The organism is Micromonospora sp. LOL_023 (assembly GCF_048060115.1).
Classification (GTDB): domain Bacteria; phylum Actinomycetota; class Actinomycetes; order Mycobacteriales; family Micromonosporaceae; genus Micromonospora_E.
Genome location: NZ_JBHMIM010000031.1, coordinates 62,392 through 79,790 on the forward strand (window position 1 = coordinate 62,392; position 17,399 = coordinate 79,790).

At 70.5% G+C, this 17,399-nt stretch carries 17 protein-coding genes and 2 pseudogenes; 13 read left to right on the top strand and 6 right to left on the bottom strand.

The features are described 5' to 3' along the window. Positions 1 to 47 precede the first annotated feature (47 nt). The gene (locus ACFHVL_RS17890; RefSeq protein WP_416629197.1) at positions 48 to 1,109 is read left to right on the top strand and encodes a GNAT family N-acetyltransferase; all 1,062 of its coding nucleotides are present in this window, start codon (positions 48 to 50) and stop codon (positions 1,107 to 1,109) included. On the opposite strand, the gene ACFHVL_RS17895 is transcribed toward ACFHVL_RS17890, so the two are convergent. The 3 genes from ACFHVL_RS17895 to mshB form a co-directional block, all read right to left on the bottom strand. Then, positions 1,078 to 1,542 carry a hypothetical protein gene (locus ACFHVL_RS17895; protein ID WP_416629198.1) on the bottom strand — a complete coding sequence of 155 codons (465 nt, stop codon included), beginning with the start codon at positions 1,540 to 1,542 and terminating at the stop codon, positions 1,078 to 1,080. The two genes, ACFHVL_RS17890 and ACFHVL_RS17895, sit on opposite strands and share 32 nt — an antisense overlap. A 112-nt stretch (positions 1,543 to 1,654) precedes the next feature. Next, positions 1,655 to 2,158 (bottom strand): hypothetical protein, encoded by a 504-nt coding sequence (locus ACFHVL_RS17900; protein ID WP_416629199.1) that lies wholly within the window; start codon positions 2,156 to 2,158, stop codon positions 1,655 to 1,657. Further along, the gene (gene mshB / locus ACFHVL_RS17905) at positions 2,155 to 3,045 is read right to left on the bottom strand and encodes an N-acetyl-1-D-myo-inositol-2-amino-2-deoxy-alpha-D-glucopyranoside deacetylase (protein ID WP_416629201.1); all 891 of its coding nucleotides are present in this window, start codon (positions 3,043 to 3,045) and stop codon (positions 2,155 to 2,157) included. The genes ACFHVL_RS17900 and mshB overlap by 4 nt, the downstream gene beginning before the upstream one ends. A gap of 78 nt (positions 3,046 to 3,123) precedes the next feature. On the opposite strand from mshB, the gene ACFHVL_RS17910 reads away from it, so the two are divergent. From ACFHVL_RS17910 to ACFHVL_RS17945, 8 genes and pseudogenes are all read left to right on the top strand, one after another. Continuing rightward, positions 3,124 to 5,283 (top strand): prolyl oligopeptidase family serine peptidase, encoded by a 2,160-nt coding sequence (locus tag ACFHVL_RS17910; RefSeq protein WP_416629202.1) that lies wholly within the window; start codon positions 3,124 to 3,126, stop codon positions 5,281 to 5,283. Between the two features lie 71 nt (positions 5,284 to 5,354). Then, complete coding sequence (locus ACFHVL_RS17915) at positions 5,355 to 6,791, top strand: TldD/PmbA family protein (RefSeq protein WP_416629204.1); 1,437 nt, start codon at positions 5,355 to 5,357, stop codon at positions 6,789 to 6,791. Between the two features lie 14 nt (positions 6,792 to 6,805). Then, positions 6,806 to 8,224, top strand: coding sequence for a TldD/PmbA family protein (locus tag ACFHVL_RS17920; protein ID WP_416629219.1), 1,419 nt, complete (start codon positions 6,806 to 6,808; stop codon positions 8,222 to 8,224). A gap of 376 nt (positions 8,225 to 8,600) precedes the next feature. Beyond that, positions 8,601 to 9,407, top strand: coding sequence for a hypothetical protein (locus ACFHVL_RS17925; RefSeq protein ID WP_416629206.1), 807 nt, complete (start codon positions 8,601 to 8,603; stop codon positions 9,405 to 9,407). Between the two features lie 13 nt (positions 9,408 to 9,420). Next, positions 9,421 to 11,358 (top strand): fumarate reductase/succinate dehydrogenase flavoprotein subunit, encoded by a 1,938-nt coding sequence (locus ACFHVL_RS17930; RefSeq protein ID WP_416629208.1) that lies wholly within the window; start codon positions 9,421 to 9,423, stop codon positions 11,356 to 11,358. Then, positions 11,358 to 12,114, top strand: a pseudogene (locus tag ACFHVL_RS17935) (succinate dehydrogenase/fumarate reductase iron-sulfur subunit); the annotation flags it as partial. The gene ACFHVL_RS17930 and the pseudogene ACFHVL_RS17935, both read left to right, overlap by 1 nt. A gap of 77 nt (positions 12,115 to 12,191) precedes the next feature. Next, positions 12,192 to 12,413, top strand: a pseudogene (locus ACFHVL_RS17940) (succinate dehydrogenase/fumarate reductase iron-sulfur subunit); the annotation flags it as partial. 256 nt (positions 12,414 to 12,669) lie between these two features. After that, a complete protein-coding gene (locus tag ACFHVL_RS17945; protein WP_416629209.1) occupies positions 12,670 to 13,155 on the top strand; it encodes a hypothetical protein in 486 nt (161 codons plus the stop codon). 25 nt (positions 13,156 to 13,180) lie between these two features. Here the strand turns inward: ACFHVL_RS17945 and ACFHVL_RS17950 are convergent, their stop codons facing one another. Beyond that, a complete protein-coding gene (locus ACFHVL_RS17950; RefSeq protein ID WP_416629210.1) occupies positions 13,181 to 13,876 on the bottom strand; it encodes an NAD(P)-dependent oxidoreductase in 696 nt (231 codons plus the stop codon). Between the two features lie 115 nt (positions 13,877 to 13,991). Between ACFHVL_RS17950 and ACFHVL_RS17955 the strand changes: the two genes are divergently transcribed. Beyond that, positions 13,992 to 14,954 (top strand): AraC family transcriptional regulator, encoded by a 963-nt coding sequence (locus tag ACFHVL_RS17955; RefSeq protein ID WP_416629211.1) that lies wholly within the window; start codon positions 13,992 to 13,994, stop codon positions 14,952 to 14,954. Positions 14,955 to 14,962: 8 nt separating this feature from the next. On the opposite strand, the gene ACFHVL_RS17960 is transcribed toward ACFHVL_RS17955, so the two are convergent. Then, complete coding sequence (locus tag ACFHVL_RS17960; RefSeq protein ID WP_416629221.1) at positions 14,963 to 15,367, bottom strand: (deoxy)nucleoside triphosphate pyrophosphohydrolase; 405 nt, start codon at positions 15,365 to 15,367, stop codon at positions 14,963 to 14,965. 206 nt (positions 15,368 to 15,573) lie between these two features. Between ACFHVL_RS17960 and ACFHVL_RS17965 the strand changes: the two genes are divergently transcribed. The 3 genes from ACFHVL_RS17965 to ACFHVL_RS17975 are packed head-to-tail and all read left to right on the top strand — an operon-like array spanning position 15,574 to position 16,783. Next, positions 15,574 to 15,891 carry a 4a-hydroxytetrahydrobiopterin dehydratase gene (locus tag ACFHVL_RS17965; RefSeq protein WP_416629213.1) on the top strand — a complete coding sequence of 106 codons (318 nt, stop codon included), beginning with the start codon at positions 15,574 to 15,576 and terminating at the stop codon, positions 15,889 to 15,891. Between the two features lie 39 nt (positions 15,892 to 15,930). Beyond that, positions 15,931 to 16,293: a PH domain-containing protein gene (locus ACFHVL_RS17970; protein WP_416629214.1), complete on the top strand. Its 363-nt coding sequence runs from the start codon at positions 15,931 to 15,933 to the stop codon at positions 16,291 to 16,293. Positions 16,294 to 16,318: 25 nt separating this feature from the next. Further along, entirely contained in the window at positions 16,319 to 16,783 is a 465-nt protein-coding gene (locus ACFHVL_RS17975) for a hypothetical protein (protein WP_416629215.1), read from the top strand. 125 nt (positions 16,784 to 16,908) lie between these two features. Here ACFHVL_RS17975 and ACFHVL_RS17980 read toward each other — a convergent pair whose 3' ends face one another. Beyond that, entirely contained in the window at positions 16,909 to 17,298 is a 390-nt protein-coding gene (locus tag ACFHVL_RS17980) for a GNAT family N-acetyltransferase (protein ID WP_416629222.1), read from the bottom strand. Positions 17,299 to 17,399: the final 101 nt, after the last annotated feature.

Consider the following 17,399-nt stretch of genomic DNA (forward strand, 5'->3'; position numbering starts at 1 on the left):
GCCCGCGGCGTTCCGAGCCTAGTATCTCGCCGGGAAGGAGGTCGATCGTGCTCCGGCCACAAGATGTGGGACGCCGCGTGGTAGTCCGCAAAATTATAGGTGTTGGCGGAGATCGTCCGCTCTTTACCGACCTACTCGGCCTGCTGGCCGAGTTGACCGAGACCGAACTCACGGTGCTGACCCGGCACGGGCCGCAGCGGGTCGCCCGCGCCGACGTGCACCGCAGCAAGTTGGTACCGCCGACGACCAACCCGAGCGCGGTACGCGCCGCGCGGCGGGAGGCGGACGAGATCGGCCGGCTGGAGCTCACCGCGAACGAGTCCTGGCCGGCGGCGGTGCAGCACCGGCTCGGCGACTGGCTGCTGCGCGCCACCGACGGGTGGACCGGCCGGGCGAACTCGGCGCTGCCGCTGGGCGATCCGGGCCGGCCGCTGGCCGAGGCGGTGGACGCGGTCGACGCCTGGTACGCCGAGCACGGCCTGCCAGCACAGTTCAACGTACCGCTGCCGGCCGCCGCCGCGGTCGCGACCGAGCTCGCCGGCCAGGGCTGGCAGGCCCGGCCGCTGACGCTGGTCCAGACCGCGCAACTGACCGACGTCGTCACCCGCGCGAGTGACCGGACCGACCCGGGGAACGACCGGACCGAGCCGGCGACGCGACGACGCGGGCTGCCACCGGTACGCCTGGACCGTGAGCCGTCCGACGAGTGGCTCGCCGTCGTGGCGGCCAGCAGGTCGCCCGGCGGTCCGCTGCCGCCCGCCGCGCACAGGCTGCTCACCGGAGCACCGCACGTACGGTTCGCGCACCTGCGGCAGGACGGTGAGTTGGTCGCCGTCGCCCGCGCGACGGTCAGCGCCGACCGCAGGTGGTGCGCTGTCGCGCTGCTGGCGGTCACCCCGGCCGCCCGCCGCCACGGGCTTGCCACCCACGTGCTGCGGGCGGTGGCCGGCTGGGCGCACGACGAGATGGGCGCCCGACACGCCTTCCTGCAGGTCGAGCAGCGCAACCCGGCGACCGCGCTCTACCTTCGACTCGGGTTCACCACCCATCACGTCTACCTGCCGTGGCGACGGACGGTCAGCGGCGAACCACCCGGCGGGGCTTGCTGAGCTTGGTCTCGGCGTACCGCTTGAGCGACTGCGACCGGTGATCCCAGCCAAGGGCGATCAACACCAGGTAGCCCAGCAGCACCCCACCGGCGGAGAACCCGGCATAGAGCCACACCTGGGAGAAGAACGCCCCGGCGCCGTTGGAGAACGGATGGTCGCCGTTGACGAACGGCCCGACGAAGATGGTCAGCACCAGCGCGCCCAGGATCGCCAACGCCACGTCGCCGCCCCATCGCTCGACCGGCCGACGTCGCCCCCAGACGAACGCCACCAGGCCGAGGACGATCCCGATGACCAGGAACATGGCCAGCGAAAGCCGGTCCTGCATCTCCGCGTCGGCGTCCAGGGCGAACCGGGAGACCAGCCGGGCCACGACGTTGACCGCGAACAGCACACCGGCGAGCACGCCGACCGGCAGCCATCGCTGCCTCATCTGCACCTCCCACATCCGTCACCCGCGCCGCGGGCATGACACGCCATCGACACAGGCGAGTTTCCGTACCAGTTCTGGTGTACGACGATTCTAGGATCCGTCAGCGGCCGCGTCAGCTCCCGATGTCCGGCCGACGACGCACCGGTCGAGCGGGTCTGGCCGGCTGGGCCAGGATCGCCCGAAATCCGATCACCGCGTACGCGATCGCACCGGCGAAGATCATGGCGAATCCCACCCAGTTGTTGCCGTCCAGCAGGACGTCACCTTCGGTCGTGCCGCCCGCGGCCAACACCATCACCGCGAACCAGCCGGTCGCCGGCAGTGCCACCGCCCACCGGGCCCCCACCGCCCGGACCGCGAACCAGCTCAGCAGGACGTTGCCCACGACCGCCAGCAGTACCGACACTCCGACGAGGTGGCCGCCGACACGGACGGCGGCCAGCAGCACCTCCAGAACCGCGGTGAGCAGCGCCGCGACCACCGCGACCAGGGCACCGACGGCCCGCAGGCCCAGTCCGGCGAGCCGGCGCAGCCGGCCCGGCGGCGCGGCCGGTGCCAGCGGCACCACCGCCTCCTCCACCGCCGACACCTGGCCGGACGCGCCGGGCAGGGTCACGGCAACGGCACCTCGGCGGTGGGCAGGCCGGCGAACAGGTCACTCTCCCAGCCGTACTGCCCGCTGCCCGGCCCGCGTTCGCCGTGGGCGAGGGTGAAGTACTCCACCCCCATGAATTCGCCACCGACGTTGCCGGCGAGCGCGTACAGCCAGGAGTCGGACGGGATCTGGGTAGCGTGCGCGCGCATCGCGGCCAGCTTCGCCGCGTACTGGTCGGTGCCGTCGATCCGGGCCGCGATCTGCGGGTCAGGGGTGCCGAACGGCAGTTCGTCGACCTGTTCCACGCCGGCGAACGGGTTGTCGGCCGCGCCCCGGAAGGCATCGATCCCGGCAGCCAGCACGCTCTTCGGCATGGCGGTGAAATAGATCTTGGCGGGTCCGATGCCCTCGGCCGCCGCCAACTCGGCCGCCCGCATCGTCACCCGGTGCGCCTGGATGTGGTCCGGATGACCGTAGAACCCGTTGTCGTCGTAGGTGATCACCACCTGCGGGCGGACCTCCCGCAGCACCGCCAGCAGGTGCCCGGCGGCCTCGTCGAGATCGGCCTGCCAGAACGCGCGCGGATGGTCGTTGGTCGACAGGCCCATCATCCCGGAGTCCCGGTAGCGCCCGGCCCCGCCGAGGAAACGGTGGTCGGACACGCCCAACGCCGCACAGGCGGCTTCGAGCTCGCCGATCCGGACCCCGCCCAGCTGGTCGGCGGCGTCGGCCGCCAGCCCGGCCAACGCCGGCACGTGGATCTCGCCTTCCTCACCGAGCGTGCAGGTGATCAGCGTGACGTGGGCGCCGTCGGCGGCGTACCGGGCCATCGTGGCACCGGTGCCGATCGTCTCGTCGTCCGGATGGGCGTGCACCAGCAGGAGCCGTTTGGCGGCGGTGTCGGTCACTCGGGCAACATTACGCCGGATGGGGACCGCAGTGGATTACCGGTCTCATCACCGATCCACCGGTTCTACGATCCGGGAGTGGAAATTGCGCATCCTGCCGTCCGTACCAGTGGATTCGCCCGGGGCGCCCCACGGGCGGTGACCGTGGGCGTCGACGGCGCCCGCGTCGTGTTCCTGCGCTCCACCGGCCCACACGATCCGGCCGACAGCCTCTGGGTGTTCGACACCGGCACCGGCGAAGAGCGCCGGATCGCCGACCCGACGGTGCTGCTGGCTGGTCCGGCCGACCCGGCCACGCCGGCCACGACGGCACCTGCGGCGGTCCGGGCCGGCTCGATCACCCGCTACGCCACCGACCCGGCCGCCCGGATCGCCGTGTTCACCCTGGCCGGCCGGCTCTTCCGGGCCGATCTGGCCAACGGCGACGTGGTCGAGGTGCCGACGGTCGGCACCGTCGTCGACGCCCGCCCCGACCCGACCGGCAGCCGGATCGCCTACGTCTCCGACAGCGACGCGGACAGCACCGACGGCCCCGCAGGGATCACCGCCGACGGCACCCCCGGCAAGCTGCGGGTCGTCCACGACGACGGCACCGATGTCCTGCTCGCCGGTGAGGACAGCGGCATCACCTGGGCACTGCCCGACCCGGCCGCGACCGACTTCGGCCGCGACCGTGGTTACTGGTGGTCCCCGGACGGACAGACCATCCTCACCGCCCGGGTGGACCATTCCCGACTCCCCCGCTGGCAGTACGCCGACCCGACGTACCCGCAGCAGCCGGCGCCCGCCCAGCCGTATCCGGTCTGCGGCGGACCGGTCGCCGAGGTGACGCTGCACCTGCTCGACCTCGACGGCGGCTGGGTCGACGTGCACTGGGACCGCGAGACCTACCCGTACCTGGTGTCGGTCGCCTGGTCCGACGGCGGACCACTGATCACCGTGCTACGTCGGCTGCAACAGCACGGCCTGGTGCTCTCCATCGACCCGCGCACCGGCGAGACGCAGGTGCACGCCGAACTCGCCGACCCGCGCTGGGTGGAGCCGATCCCCGGCACCCCCAGCTACTTGTCCGACGGCCGGGTACTGGTCGGCGGCGAACTCGCCCACGACGGCTACGACGCCCGCTGCCTGTTCGCCGACGGCACCCTGCTCACCCCGGCGGCGCTGTACGTGCGGCGGGTGGTGGGCCGGCTACCCGGGCGGCAGACCAGCCCGGACCTGCTGATCGAGGCGAGCGACGGCGAACCCAGCGAACAGCATCTGTTCCGGGTCCGGACCGCCGCCGGTTCCGGCGGACTGGACGCCGCCCGGATCACCACCAGCCCCGGCTGGCACGTCGCGGCGGTCGGCGGCGACGTACTCGTGGTCGGCTCGGCCACCCTGGACCAGCACGGAACCCGCTGGACGATCTCGCGCGGCGACGACGAACTCGGCGTACTGCGCAGTCTGTCGGCCGTCCCCTCGGCGACGCCCCGGCCGGCGCTGCAACGGGTCACCGACCGACGGCTGCCGGCCGGGGTGCTCTACCCGCAGGCCCACGTCGACGGCCGGCGGCTGCCGGTGCTGCTCGACGTGCACGGCGGCCCGGGCCGGCAGCAGGTGCGTGCGGAGCGGGCCGGCTGGCTGGCCCGTCAGTGGTGGGCCGACGCCGGGTTCGCGGTGGTCACCGTCGACAACCGGGGTACGCCCGGAATCGCCCCGAGCTTCGAAAAGGTGGTGCACCGGCGGCTGGCCGACGTGCTGCTCGCCGACCAGGTGGACGCGCTGACCGCGCTCGCCGAGAAACACCCCGACCTTGACCTCGACCAGGTGGTGACCCGGGGCACCGGCTTCGGTGGCTGGCTCGCCGCGCTGGCCGTGCTGCGCCGGCCGGACGTGTTCCGGGCGGCGGTGGCGCGCGGGCCGATCACCGACTGGGGCCTGCTGCGCGCCGCGTACGCCGAGCGCTATCTGGGCACCCCGGAGGAAGGTGGGGAGATCTACCCGCACCACAGCCTCGTCGAGCTTGCCGGTGAACCGGTCGCCGGCAGCGACGAGGTGCGGCCGCTGCTGCTGGTGCACCGGTTGGCCGACGACGTCGTGCCGGTGGCACACACACTGCGGCTGTCCGCCGCGCTACTGGCCACCGGCCGGCCACACGCGGTGCTGCCGCTGGCCGCCGACGCGGACCAGGACGCGGTCGCGCTGCGCCGCGCCGAACTCGGCTTTCTCCGCCAGTCGTTGGGATCGACCGACTGAGCCCGTTGGGATCGATCGACTGAGCCCGTTGGGACCGACCGGCCGGGTCGATGTCGAATAAGGTCTGATCCATGACCCACTTCGAGGTGGCAACGGCCGCTGTGCAGGCGGCACTGGACGCCGGTGCCCGGTACGCCGACGCGCGGGTGATGCACCGCCGCTACGAGTCGATGACCGCCCGCAACGGGGAGATCGAGGCACTGGTCCAGCACAGCGACGCGGGGCTCGGGGTCCGGGCACTGGTCGGGTCCAGCTGGGGCTTCTACGCCGTACCGGATCCGTCGCCGGCTGCCGCCCGCGCGGCCGGCGGCCGGGCCGCGAAGATCGCCGCAGCCAGCGCCCAGGTGCCGGGGCCACCGATCGAGCTGGTGCCGGCCGGTGCCGGCACGGCCAGCTGGGTCAGCCCGTGCCTGGTCGATCCCTTGTCGGTGCCGCTGCCCGACAAGGGCGACCTGCTGGTCGGGGCGACCCGCACGATGGTGGAGAACGGCGCCGATCTCGCCGAAGGGCTCTATCAGATCTGGGACACCAGCAAGTGGTTCGTCTCCAGCGAGGGCCACCGGATCGACCAGCGGATCCGCGAGTGCGGGGCCGGGTTGTCGGCGACCGCCATCGGTGACGGCGAGACCCAGCGGCGTTCCTACCCCAGCTACCGGGGCCAGTACGGGACCAGCGGCTGGGAGCTGGTCGACAGTCTGGACCTGCCGGCGCACGCGGCGCGCATCGCGCAGGAGGCGCGGGAGCTGCTCACCGCGCCGGCGTGCCCGGCCGGGGAGACCACGCTGATCCTCGGCGGCGAGCAGATGGCCCTGCAGATCCACGAGTCGGTGGGGCACGCCATCGAGCTGGACCGGATCCTCGGCTGGGAGGCGGCGTTCGCCGGCACGTCCTGGCTGGACCTGGCGCAGCTGGGCAGCCTGCGGTACGGCTCCGAGCTGATGAACGTCACCATCGACCCGACCATCCCGGGGGCGTTGGGCAGTTTCGGGTTCGACGACGAGGGCAGCCCGGCGGTCAAGCGCGACGCGGTCCGCGAGGGACGGTGGGTCGGGGTACTGGCCGGGCGGGACTCGGCTGCCGTCGCGGGCCTGGACCACGGCGGCAGCGTACGGGCCGACGGCTGGTCCCGGCTGCCGATGGTGCGGATGACCAACGTCGGGCTGGAGCCGGGCCCGCACACGCTGGCGGAGATGATCGCGGCCACCGACGACGGGGTGCTGATGGACTTCAACCGTTCCTGGTCGATCGACGACCGGCGACTCAACTTCCAGTTCGGTTGTGAGATCGGCTGGGAGATCAAGAACGGGCAGCTGGGGCGGATTCTGCGCAACCCCACGTACACCGGGATCGGGCCGGTGTTCTGGCAGTCGATGGACATGCTCTCGTCGGAGAGCGTCGCCTGGGGCACCCCGAACTGCGGCAAGGGTCAGCCGGGGCAGGTCGGGCACACCGGGCATCCGGCGGCACCGGCCCGGTTCACCAACGTCCGGGTGGGGGTGCGCGGATGAGCCTCGACGCGGGGTTGACCGGGGCGGCCTCGTCGCCGGCCGAGACCGATCTGGCGGTACGGGTGGTGGAGCTGGTCCGCCGGGCCGCCGGGCGGGGCGCGCAGGCGGAGGTGTACGTCGACCACCGGGCGTTGGCGTTGACCCGGTTCGCCAACTCGTTCATCCACCAGAACGTCGCCGAGGCGGCGACGACGGTGTGGCTACGACTGCACCTCGATGGCCGGACGGCGATCGGCTCGACCACCCGGACCGGCGCGGACGGGCTCGCCGAGCTCGTCGACCGGACGCTGGCCGCGGTGCGGCTCTGCCCACCGGATGCGGCGTGGCCGGGGCTGGCCGGGCCGACGCCGCCGCAGGCGGCCGGCGAGTGGGACGAGGCAACCGCGCAGGCCGGACCGGACCAGCGGGCCGCGCGGGTGCGCGACTTCGTCGCCGCCGCCAGTGGTCTGGAGTGCGCCGGCTACTGCCGTACGGTGCACCGGTCGACCGGATTCGCCAACAGTGCCGGGCAGACCGCCGGCGGGCGCACGGCCGAGGCGGCGATGGACGGCATCGCCCGGGTCGACGGGGTCGACGGAGTGGCCCGACAGGCGGCGAGCCGACTGGCCGATCTCGACGGTGCGGCGCTGGGTGCCCGGGCCGCGGTCAAGGCGCAGGCCGGGCGGCATCCGACCGATCTCGCCCCGGGCCGCTACCCGGTGGTGCTCGAACCGACGGCGGTGCTGGATCTGCTGCAGATGCTGGCCCGGCACGGTTTCGCCGGCAAAGCCCACCAGGAGCGGCGGTCGTTCGTCTCGCTGGGAGCCCGCCAGTTCGACCCGGCGATCTCGCTGGTCGACGATCCGGCGGTCGGCGGCGGGTTGCCGTTCGACGCGGAGGGCACCCCGACCGGCCGTACGGTGCTGGTGCGGGCCGGTACGTCGACGGCGCTCGCCCATGATCGGCGCACCGGTGCCGAGGCCGCAATGGCGTCCACCGGGCACGCCTCGCCCGGGACCGCCGCCTGGGGTCCGGTGGCGCAGCACGTCCGGCTGGTGCCGGCCGACACCGACCGGTCGACGGACGGGTCGGTGGACCAGGTGGCGAAGGTGTCGGCGGACCCGGTGGCGGCTGGCGGCGGCGGGTTGCTCACCGGGCTGGACCGGGGTCTGCTGATCACCGACCTGTGGTACACCCGGGTGCTCGACCCGCGCAGTCTGGTGGTGACCGGGCTGACTCGTAACGGAGTGTGGTTGGTCGAGGGCGGTGAGATCGTCGCGGCGGTGCGCAATCTGCGGTTCACCCAGTCCTATCCGGAGGCGTTGGCGCCGGGTGCGGTGCTCGGGCTGGGCGACGAGCTCGTCCGGTTGCCGGACGCCTGGGACAGCACGTCCTGGCACGCGCCGGCACTGCACCTGGCCAGTTGGCAGATCACCGGCGGTGCGGCTGGCTGAGCGAGGCGTCGCCGGTATTGACGCCCCCGAATTCACCCTTAGGTTAGGCATACCTCACCCTGATGGAGCCGCGGCGGGTGGCGGGACTGGCGATCTGTGACCGACGCCGCTCGAAACGCAGTGAGGTTCTGCACATCCGCCCCCTGACCGGCGGGCCGGGCTTTCGTAACCGACGCGATACCGGCGAGACTCCCTTGCGCATACGTCCGCGAGTACGGGGCGTAACGTGTGCACCGGACTGCGCCTGCCACGACGCACGGCGCGGGTTCTTGGAGCATGCGGTCGCACGGCAATCTGGGCTCTGCCCTGCTCGCCACGTACCGGCCGAAGATATCCGGGTCCGCCTGCGAGGGCCGGGCCCCGTCAGGGAGACAGGATGACGACTACGGCAACGATGCCGGGGCAGGCGCGGGCGCGCGCCGCCATCGCGGCGAAGACGTTGCGCACCGACCGGTGGTGGCTACCCCCGCTCATCACCGTCATCGGACTCGGTGCCTGGGTCACCTACGCCACGGTCCGTGTTTTCATGCACGAGTTCTACTGGGTCGACGAGCATCACTACCTGACCCCGTTCTATTCACCATGTGTCACCGAACGCTGTGTACCGGAGGCGGCGCACTTCGGCCGGTTCCTGCCCGGCTGGTGGATCATCCCGGACGCGGCGCTGACCCTGCCGTTCCTGCTGCTGTTCCGGCTGACCTGCTACTACTACCGCAAGGCGTACTACCGGGCGTTCTGGCTGTCGCCGCCGGCCTGCGCGGTGCCGGACGGCCACCAGAGCTACTCCGGCGAGACCCGCTTCCCGCTGGTCTTCCAGAACGTGCACCGGTACGCCTTCTACGCGGCCGCCATCATCTCGCTGATCAACACCTGGGACGCGGTCCTCGCCTTCGACGGCGAGAACGGCTTCGGTGTCGGCCTGGGCAACGTCGTCCTGCTCGTCAACGTGGTCATGCTGTGGGCGTACACCCTGTCCTGCCACTCCTGCCGGCACATCGCCGGTGGCCGGCTGAAGCACTTCTCCAAGCACCCGGTGCGCTACCGGATCTGGACGTTCATCTCCAAGCTCAACGTCCGGCACATGCAGCTGGCCTGGATCACCCTCGGAACCCTGGCGCTGACCGACTTCTACGTGATGGCGCTCTCCGCCGGCTGGTTCAGCGACCTGCGGTTCTTCAACTAGGGGCTTGGACGATATGACTACCCGAATCGAACGACACCACTACGACGTCGTGGTCATCGGTGCCGGCGGCGCCGGGCTGCGGGCGGCGATCGAGGCCCGGCTGGCCGGAAAGCGCACCGCGATCATCTCCAAGTCGCTGTTCGGCAAGGCGCACACGGTGATGGCCGAGGGCGGCGCCGCCGCCGCGATGGGCAACGTGAACAGCCGGGACAGCTGGCAGGTGCACTTCCGCGACACCATGCGCGGCGGCAAGTTCCTGAACAACTTCCGGATGGCCGAGCTGCACGCCAAGGAGTCACCGCAGCGGATCTGGGAGCTGGAGACGTACGGCGCGCTGTTCGACCGTACGAAGGACGGCAAGATCTCGCAGCGCAACTTCGGTGGCCACGAGTACCCGCGGCTGGCCCACGTCGGCGACCGCACCGGCCTGGAGCTGATCCGCACCCTGCAGCAGAAGATCGTCTCACTGCAGCAGGAGGACAAGCGGGAGTACGGCGTCCACGACGCCCGGATCAAGGTCTTCGCCGAGACCACCATCACCGAGCTGATGCTCGAAGAGACACCGGACGGTCACCGGGTAGCCGGCGCGTTCGGCTACTACCGGGAGAGCGGCGAGTTCGTCCTGTTCGAAGCGCCGGCCGTGGTGCTGGCCACCGGTGGGGTCGGCAAGTCGTACAAGGTGACCTCGAACTCCTGGGAGTACACCGGCGACGGGCACGCACTCGCCCTGCGGGCCGGCGCCACCCTGATCAACATGGAGTTCCTGCAGTTCCACCCGACCGGCATGGTCTGGCCGCCGTCGGTCAAGGGCATCCTGGTCACCGAGTCGGTCCGCGGTGACGGCGGGGTGCTGCGCAACACCGACGGCAAGCGGTTCATGTTCGACTACGTCCCCGACGTGTTCCGCAAGCAGTACGCGGAGACCGAGGAGGAGGCGGACCGCTGGTACACCGATCCGGACAACAACCGGCGTCCGCCGGAGCTGCTGCCCCGCGACGAGGTCGCCCGCGCGATCAACAGCGAGGTCAAGGCCGGTCGCGGTACGGAGTCCGGCGGGGTGCTGCTGGACATCGCCAGCCGGCTGCCGGCCGAGGAGATCCGTCGCCGGCTGCCGTCGATGTACCACCAGTTCAAGGAGCTGGCCGACGTCGACATCACCAAGCAGCCGATGGAGGTCGGGCCGACCTGCCACTACGTGATGGGTGGCGTCGAGGTCGACCCGGACACGGCCGCGGCGGCCGGCCGCATCAGCGGCCTGTTCGCCGCCGGTGAGGTCTCCGGCGGCATGCACGGCTCCAACCGGCTCGGCGGCAACTCCCTGTCCGACCTGCTGGTCTTCGGCAAGCGGGCCGGCGAGCACGCGGCCGCGTACGTGACCGGGCTGGACCGGCGGCCGAAGGTGGCCGCCGGTGAGGTCGAGGAGGCGGTGGATCAGGCTCTGGCCCCACTGTCGCGCGACACCGGCGAGAACCCGTACACCCTGCAGCAGGACCTGCAGGCGGTGATGGGCGACCTGGTCGGCATCATCCGCCGCGAAGGCGAGCTGGCCGACTCCCTGGTCAAGCTGAGCGAGCTGCGCGAGCGGGTGACCAAGGTCAGCGCGGCTGGTGGCCGCCGGTACAACCCCGGCTGGCACCTGGCGTTGGACCTGCGCAACATGCTGGTCGTCTCGGAGTGCACCGCCAAGGCCGCGCTGGAGCGCACCGAGTCCCGGGGCGGTCACACCCGCGAGGACCACCCGACCATGGCGCCCCAGTGGCGCAAGGTCAACCTGGTCTGTTCGCTGGACGGCGAGACGGTCACGTTGACGCACCAGCCGCTGCCGAAGATGCGACCGGAGCTGATCGAACTCTTCGACCGGACGGAGCTGGCCAAGTACCTGACCGACGAGGAGATGGTGGAGTTCGACGCGCTGGCGCAGGACGCGCTCGCTGAGGAGGCGGACAACTGATGGGCACCAAGCGCCACTTCAAGGTGTGGCGGGGCGACGAGACCGGCGGCGAGCTGCAGGACTACCAGGTCGAGGTGAACGAGGGCGAGGTCGTCCTCGACGTCATCCACCGGCTGCAGGCCACCGAGGCTCCCGACCTGGCCTGCCGGTGGAACTGCAAGGCCGGCAAGTGCGGCTCCTGTTCCATGGAGATCAACGGCATGCCGAAGCTGGGCTGCATGACGCGGATGTCGACGTTCGAGGAGAACGAGACGATCAGTGTCACCCCGCTGCGGACCTTCCCGGTGATCCGGGACCTGGTCACCGACGTCTCGTTCAACTACCAGAAGTCGCTCGAGTCGCCGGCGTTCAGCCCGCCGGAGGACCTGGCCCCGGGCGAGTACCGGATGCAGCAGGTCGACGTCGAGCGTTCCCAGGAATTCCGCAAGTGCATCGAGTGCTTCCTGTGCCAGAACACCTGTCACGTGGTGCGTGACCACGACGACAACAAGACGGCGTTCTCCGGCCCCCGGGTGTTCATCCGCGCCGCCGAACTGGACATGCACCCGCTCGACACCCGGACCGACCGCAAGGAGTACGCGCAGGCCTCGCAGGGTCTGGGCTACTGCAACATCACCAAGTGCTGCACCGAGGTCTGCCCCGAACACATCAAGATCACCGACAACGCGATCATCCCGATGAAGGAACGCGTCGTCGACCGGCGGTACGATCCACTTGTGTGGCTCGGCAGCAAGATCTTCCGGCGGGGACAGAACGGCACGGCGGGCGACTCCGGCCTCGGTGAGTCCGGCCTGGACTCCCCGGTCGGCACCGTCGCGGCGGCGGGCCTGCCCGCTGAGGGCGACCACAGCCCGGCGGCGGACGCCAAACGTGGGGTGAACTGGCACCGTCAGGTCCCCCGGCCACAGGCGGCTGCGGTGGACGAGAAGGGTCACCTGCCGATCAGCGAGTTGGCGTTCGACAAGCCGGCGGCCCCGTCGCCGTTCGGCGAGGACGTCACCTTCCCGCTGCCGGACAAGTCGCTCAACTACCACCACCCTGACCAGGACCGCTGAACGCGGCCACACCCAACACAGGACCATTGAACGCGCAGGTCAGAATCGCCCCACCCAGTGCTCAGCGCACCGGGTGGGGCGATTCTCCGTAGGTTGCCGGCTGCATGGGATTGCCGGGGACAGATCGACAGTCGCAACATCCTTCGCGGAGCCGGGAGCCGATCTCGTCGATCGCCCCGTCGTGGGCGGTGTCGGGCCGCCGGGCCCACGGCATCAGTGCGCCCTGCGGGCTGCCCGCCGAAGGAGCTCCGCGTCCATGATTGCGCTCAGGCGCTACCGCCTGCTCTCGATGATCTTCGCCGCCGTCGTCGCACTCGGCGTCACCCTCGTCTGGCTCGCGCCGGTCGCCGACGCGGGCGAGCTGTGCGGCCGGGCCGACACGATCAACATCGCCGGCGAGCGGCAGGTGGTGATGAACAACGTCTGGGGTGCCGACACCCTGCAGTGCCTGGAGGTCGATCCCGCCGACGTCGGCGGCCGCTGGAACGCCACCTACGACCTGTGGTTCCACACCGACGCCAACGCCCGCCGCACCCCGGACGGTGCCGAACTGATGGTGTGGCTGGCCCGCCCGACCAACCAGGTGGACGACTTCGAGTTGGCCGTCTTCACCCGCGACGCGGTGGGCCGTGGCTACCTCGACCGCGACTGGTATCTCAGCGGTGTCGAAGCCGGCTTCGAGATCTGGCACGGCGGTGCCGGGCTCGCCTCGCGGTCGTTCGAGGTAGCGATCAATCTCTGAGCAGAGTCGGGCACGTCGTCAGCGGTCAGGCTGGGGTCGAGCGGGACGCCGGGCGCAGCTTGTCGGCCGAGAGGGAGAGTGTCGCGCCGACGTGGTCGTCGTTCTCGACCGCCTCCGCCATGAGCCACGCGACCTGCGTACGGGCCACCTTCATGCTGCGGGTCTCACCGGTGGTCGACACGAACGGCGGCCCGGCCGCATCGTCGTCGGTGAGGTTAACCGGCTGGACGGCGGTCCAGTCCAGGCCGCTGGACCGGACGATCCGCTCCTGCCGCTCGGTGTCGGCGATCTGCGGTCGCAGGAGCACCCAGAAGACCAGACGCTGGAGCATGGGCAGGTGAGTACGGGTGGGTCCGACGCCGTACGACGTCTGCACCACCAACCGGCGTACGCCGTGGCGACGCATCGCCTCGACGACGACACCGGTCCCCCTGGACCGGACGTCCGGCGACGTGTACGCCGGACCCCGTAGCCTGACCCGCACCGGGTTCTCGCTGATACCCAGCGTGACGATCACCGCGTCCTGCCCACGCACCGCCTCGTCGACGTCGCGGGGGTCGGTGGCGTCGCCGTCCAACCCGCGCAGCAGGCCGCCGTCGAACTGCCCGGCAACCGTCGTCGCGTTCCGCGAGAACGCGGTGACCTCATGAGCCCGGCGTCCAAGTTCCCGAACCGTGGCACGTCCGGTTCCACCGGACGCCCCGACCACCAGTACCTTCATGGCTTCCCCTGTCGTCGCTGCCGCAGTTGGCGGCTACCGTCGACGAAACCAGCTCCGCCCCGGACAGGCTATGGTTCAAAGACGCGGAATCATGCTCAATCGTCCAGGGATCGCGATGACGAACGTCGAGGTCGAGCCGCCGTGGGTGTCGGTAGACCCGGTTGGGGAGGCACTGCACCTGCTCCGGATGACCGGTGTCTTCTACTGCCGGACCGAGGTCAGCGCCCCGTGGGCGCTGGAGATGCCGCCGTTCGGCGACTGTCTGAGCTTCCACGTAGTGACATCCGGCAGTTGTTGTTTAAGCGTCGCGGACGCGCCGCCGCAGTATCTGCGCGCCGGTGACCTCGCGCTCGTGCCGCATGGTCGCGGGCATTTGCTCGAGAGCGGCCCGCAAGCTGGGCAGGCCGGACGGGTCGATCTGCTACCACAGGAACACCTCAGCGCCCATTACTCGATCCTTCGCCATGGTGGTGGCGGGGAGAAATCCACCCTGGTTTGCGGTGTGGTGTCGTTCGAAGGTCCGGCCGCCCGCCAACTCGTCCGCCTGCTGCCCCCTATCATCCACGCGACCGGCGCCGACCGGCCCGCCAGCGCGTGGATCGGTGGCACGCTCGCGTTGCTGGCCAGCGAGGTCTCGGACCTTCGCCCGGGAGGCGAGGCCGTCACCACCAGGCTCGCTGACATCCTGGTGATCCAGGCGATCAGGTCATGGATCGAGAGCGACGACCCGCAAGCGCGAGCCGGCTGGCTCGGCGCCCTGTCGGACCCGCTGATCGGGCGGGCAATCGCTGCGGTCCACCGCGAACCTGGCCGCAACTGGACGGTCGCCTCGCTAGCGCACGAGGTCGCGATGTCCCGGTCGGCGTTTGCGTCCCGGTTCACCCGCCTCATGGGCGAGCCGGCGCTCCAGTACGTCACCCGGTGGCGAATGCATCTCGCGCTCGACCGGCTCGAGCAGGGGCGGACAACGGTCCGGGAACTCGCCAACCAGTTCGGCTACGGCTCGGAGGCCGCGTTCAGCCGGGCGTTCAAACGCATGGTCGGCGTCGCTCCCGGCTCGGTACGCGCTGGTCGGTGACCGAAACATCAGTCACTGAGCGACCGGGCGGCAGTCCGCAGCACCGGGCGCAGCTCGGCCACGATGGGCTTGTCTGCCGGCAGCCAGTCGACCTGATCGAGTTCGTCCGCCGCCAGCCACCGCAGCGCGGAATGCTCCAGCGCGGTCGGCTGCGCCGGCCCGCGCAGGCTGGCCAGGTAGACCCGCAGTACGGCTCGGCCGTGGCCGAGCACCTGATCACCGCCGACCCGGTCACCGACCGCGATCGCCACGCCGAGCTCCTCGCGACACTCCCGGATCAGCGCGTCGACCTCGGTCTCGTCGGTTTCCACCTTGCCGCCCGGAAACTCCCATTTTCCGGCGGTAGGGGGCGGATGGGCGCGCGCGCAGGCCAGCACTCGGCCGCCGAGCACGATCGCCGCCCCGACCACCACCCGATACCTCGCTCGCCCGGCTCCCACAGCAGACCAGGGTGCCAGATCAATCAGCGTTTCGGGTAACCCTGCTGACCGCTAGGACAGCAGATGCCGGAAAGGTGGACGTGGACACACCAGCCAGTCAGCGGCAAGACTGGTGGCCACCGACCAAGACACAGGATGGCGACGATTTGGCCACAAGCCGGCAACGACGCCTGGGAGGTGTGGCTTTGCGAGCAATCTGGTCCGGCCGCGCCGGCCGCGACTACCTTAGCGATGCGCTGACGCAACTCGCCGGGTGGACGCAGCACGGCCGGCAGATCCGGCGCACCCTGGTTCTCGACGACAGCCAGCACGCCGAGCTCACCGAGCGGATCAAGGTAGCGGCGGACGCCCTGCACCTGCGACCCGACGTACGCCGTGTCGAAGGGCGCACCCAGATCCACCTCGGCGCCCCCAACGGCGAAGGAATCACCGAAGGTGATGTCGCACTCGCCGCGCGCATCGAGGACGTCTACCGGACGATCGTCGCCCCCGGCTGAGTACCGCCTCAGTTGCCCGGTCCGCTTACCCTCAGATGCATGGCGAACGTGATGTACGACCGGCGGGAGCAACTCAAGCAGATCGAGAGCGGGCTACTCGACGGCGAGCAGGTGATCGCGGTCTACGACGCGATCGGCACCGGCACCGGCTTCATCGGGCTGACCAACCGCCGCGTGATCATCCAGGACAAGTCGTTCATCGGCAAGAGGTTCGCCATCACCAGCATCCCGTACTCCAAGATCACCAGTGTCAGCGTGGTGAGCAACAAGTCCTGGGGCGGCTCGTACTTCTCCTCCGGCGCCATCGCCATCAACGTCGGCACCCACACCTACGAGGTCGAGTTCCGCGGCGACCAGAAGTCACACCACGTCCACAACGTGATCCTGCACTACATCTCCTGACGAGTGTCTGGTCGGTTGAGGGGCGTTGCACTCAGCTGTCCGCAGTCCCGGCACCTTCAGGTTCGACGCCGCCAGCCCGCAAGATCCGCCGGACCTGCTCGCGACCGTAGCCGGTGACCTGAGCAATCTCGCCGACGCGCACACCACCTCGGTACGCCACCACGATGGCTGCCGCAAGTCGCTTGCGAACTTCAGGCACGTCGGCTCGGGCCGAAGCGACCTCCGCGAGGCCGTCCTGCACTCGCGCAAGCGCGGCTCGGTACGCCTCCGTCGCCGCCTCAAGGTCGCCCGCCACGTGGCCACTCTGGCACAGTTTCCCCGACGGCCCAGGGCGCTGCCGCCGCACGGGACGGTGCAAATCTGGACGGACGCCGGCTCAGGCGGGACCGGTCAGCGGGCAGACGTTGCCGTCGACCGCCTCCGGCTCGCGGAGATCGACTCCGGCGAAGGGACCACAGCCCTCTACCGACTGGAGACGTCCTACCGCTAGGGCCTGACCCGACCCTACGCTGGAGGGCGGATCCTCGTCTAGCGTGATCCCGTTGGGGGATCAAAATCCCCCGACGGGATCACGCTGGAACAGTTCCCGGCGTACGGCCGACCGCAGGCGACCGCTCAAGCGCCTTTCAGGTCCAGGAACATCACGTGCAGTCCGACCAGACCGTGCTGCGGGTGATCGAAGGCCTCCGGAACGGTGGCGAGCACATCGAAGCCCAGCGAGCGCCAGAGCCGCACCGCAACCTGGTTCGTCTCGACGACCGCGTTGAACTGGATGCTGCGGTACCCGGTGGTGCGGGCCCAGTCGACGACGTACTCGCCGAGGGCCCGGCCGACGCCGCGACCGCCGTGCCTCGGATCGACCATGAAGCTGGCTGTAGCGACATGGGCCCCTCGGCCCGGCCGGTTGGGGCCCATCTTGGCGCTGCCAAGGACGGTCGAGCTATCCACCGCGACGACGGTGCTCGCCGGCGAGGGCTCCATCCACCACCCACGGGCCTGCTCCAGGGTGAGGTTCTCCGGAAAGGCGTAGGACTGCCGTTACCTCTCAGTGGGCTTTAGTGAGCGCACGGTTGGTAGTCCTGCCTTGCGGTAGGACGGTCCCGGTC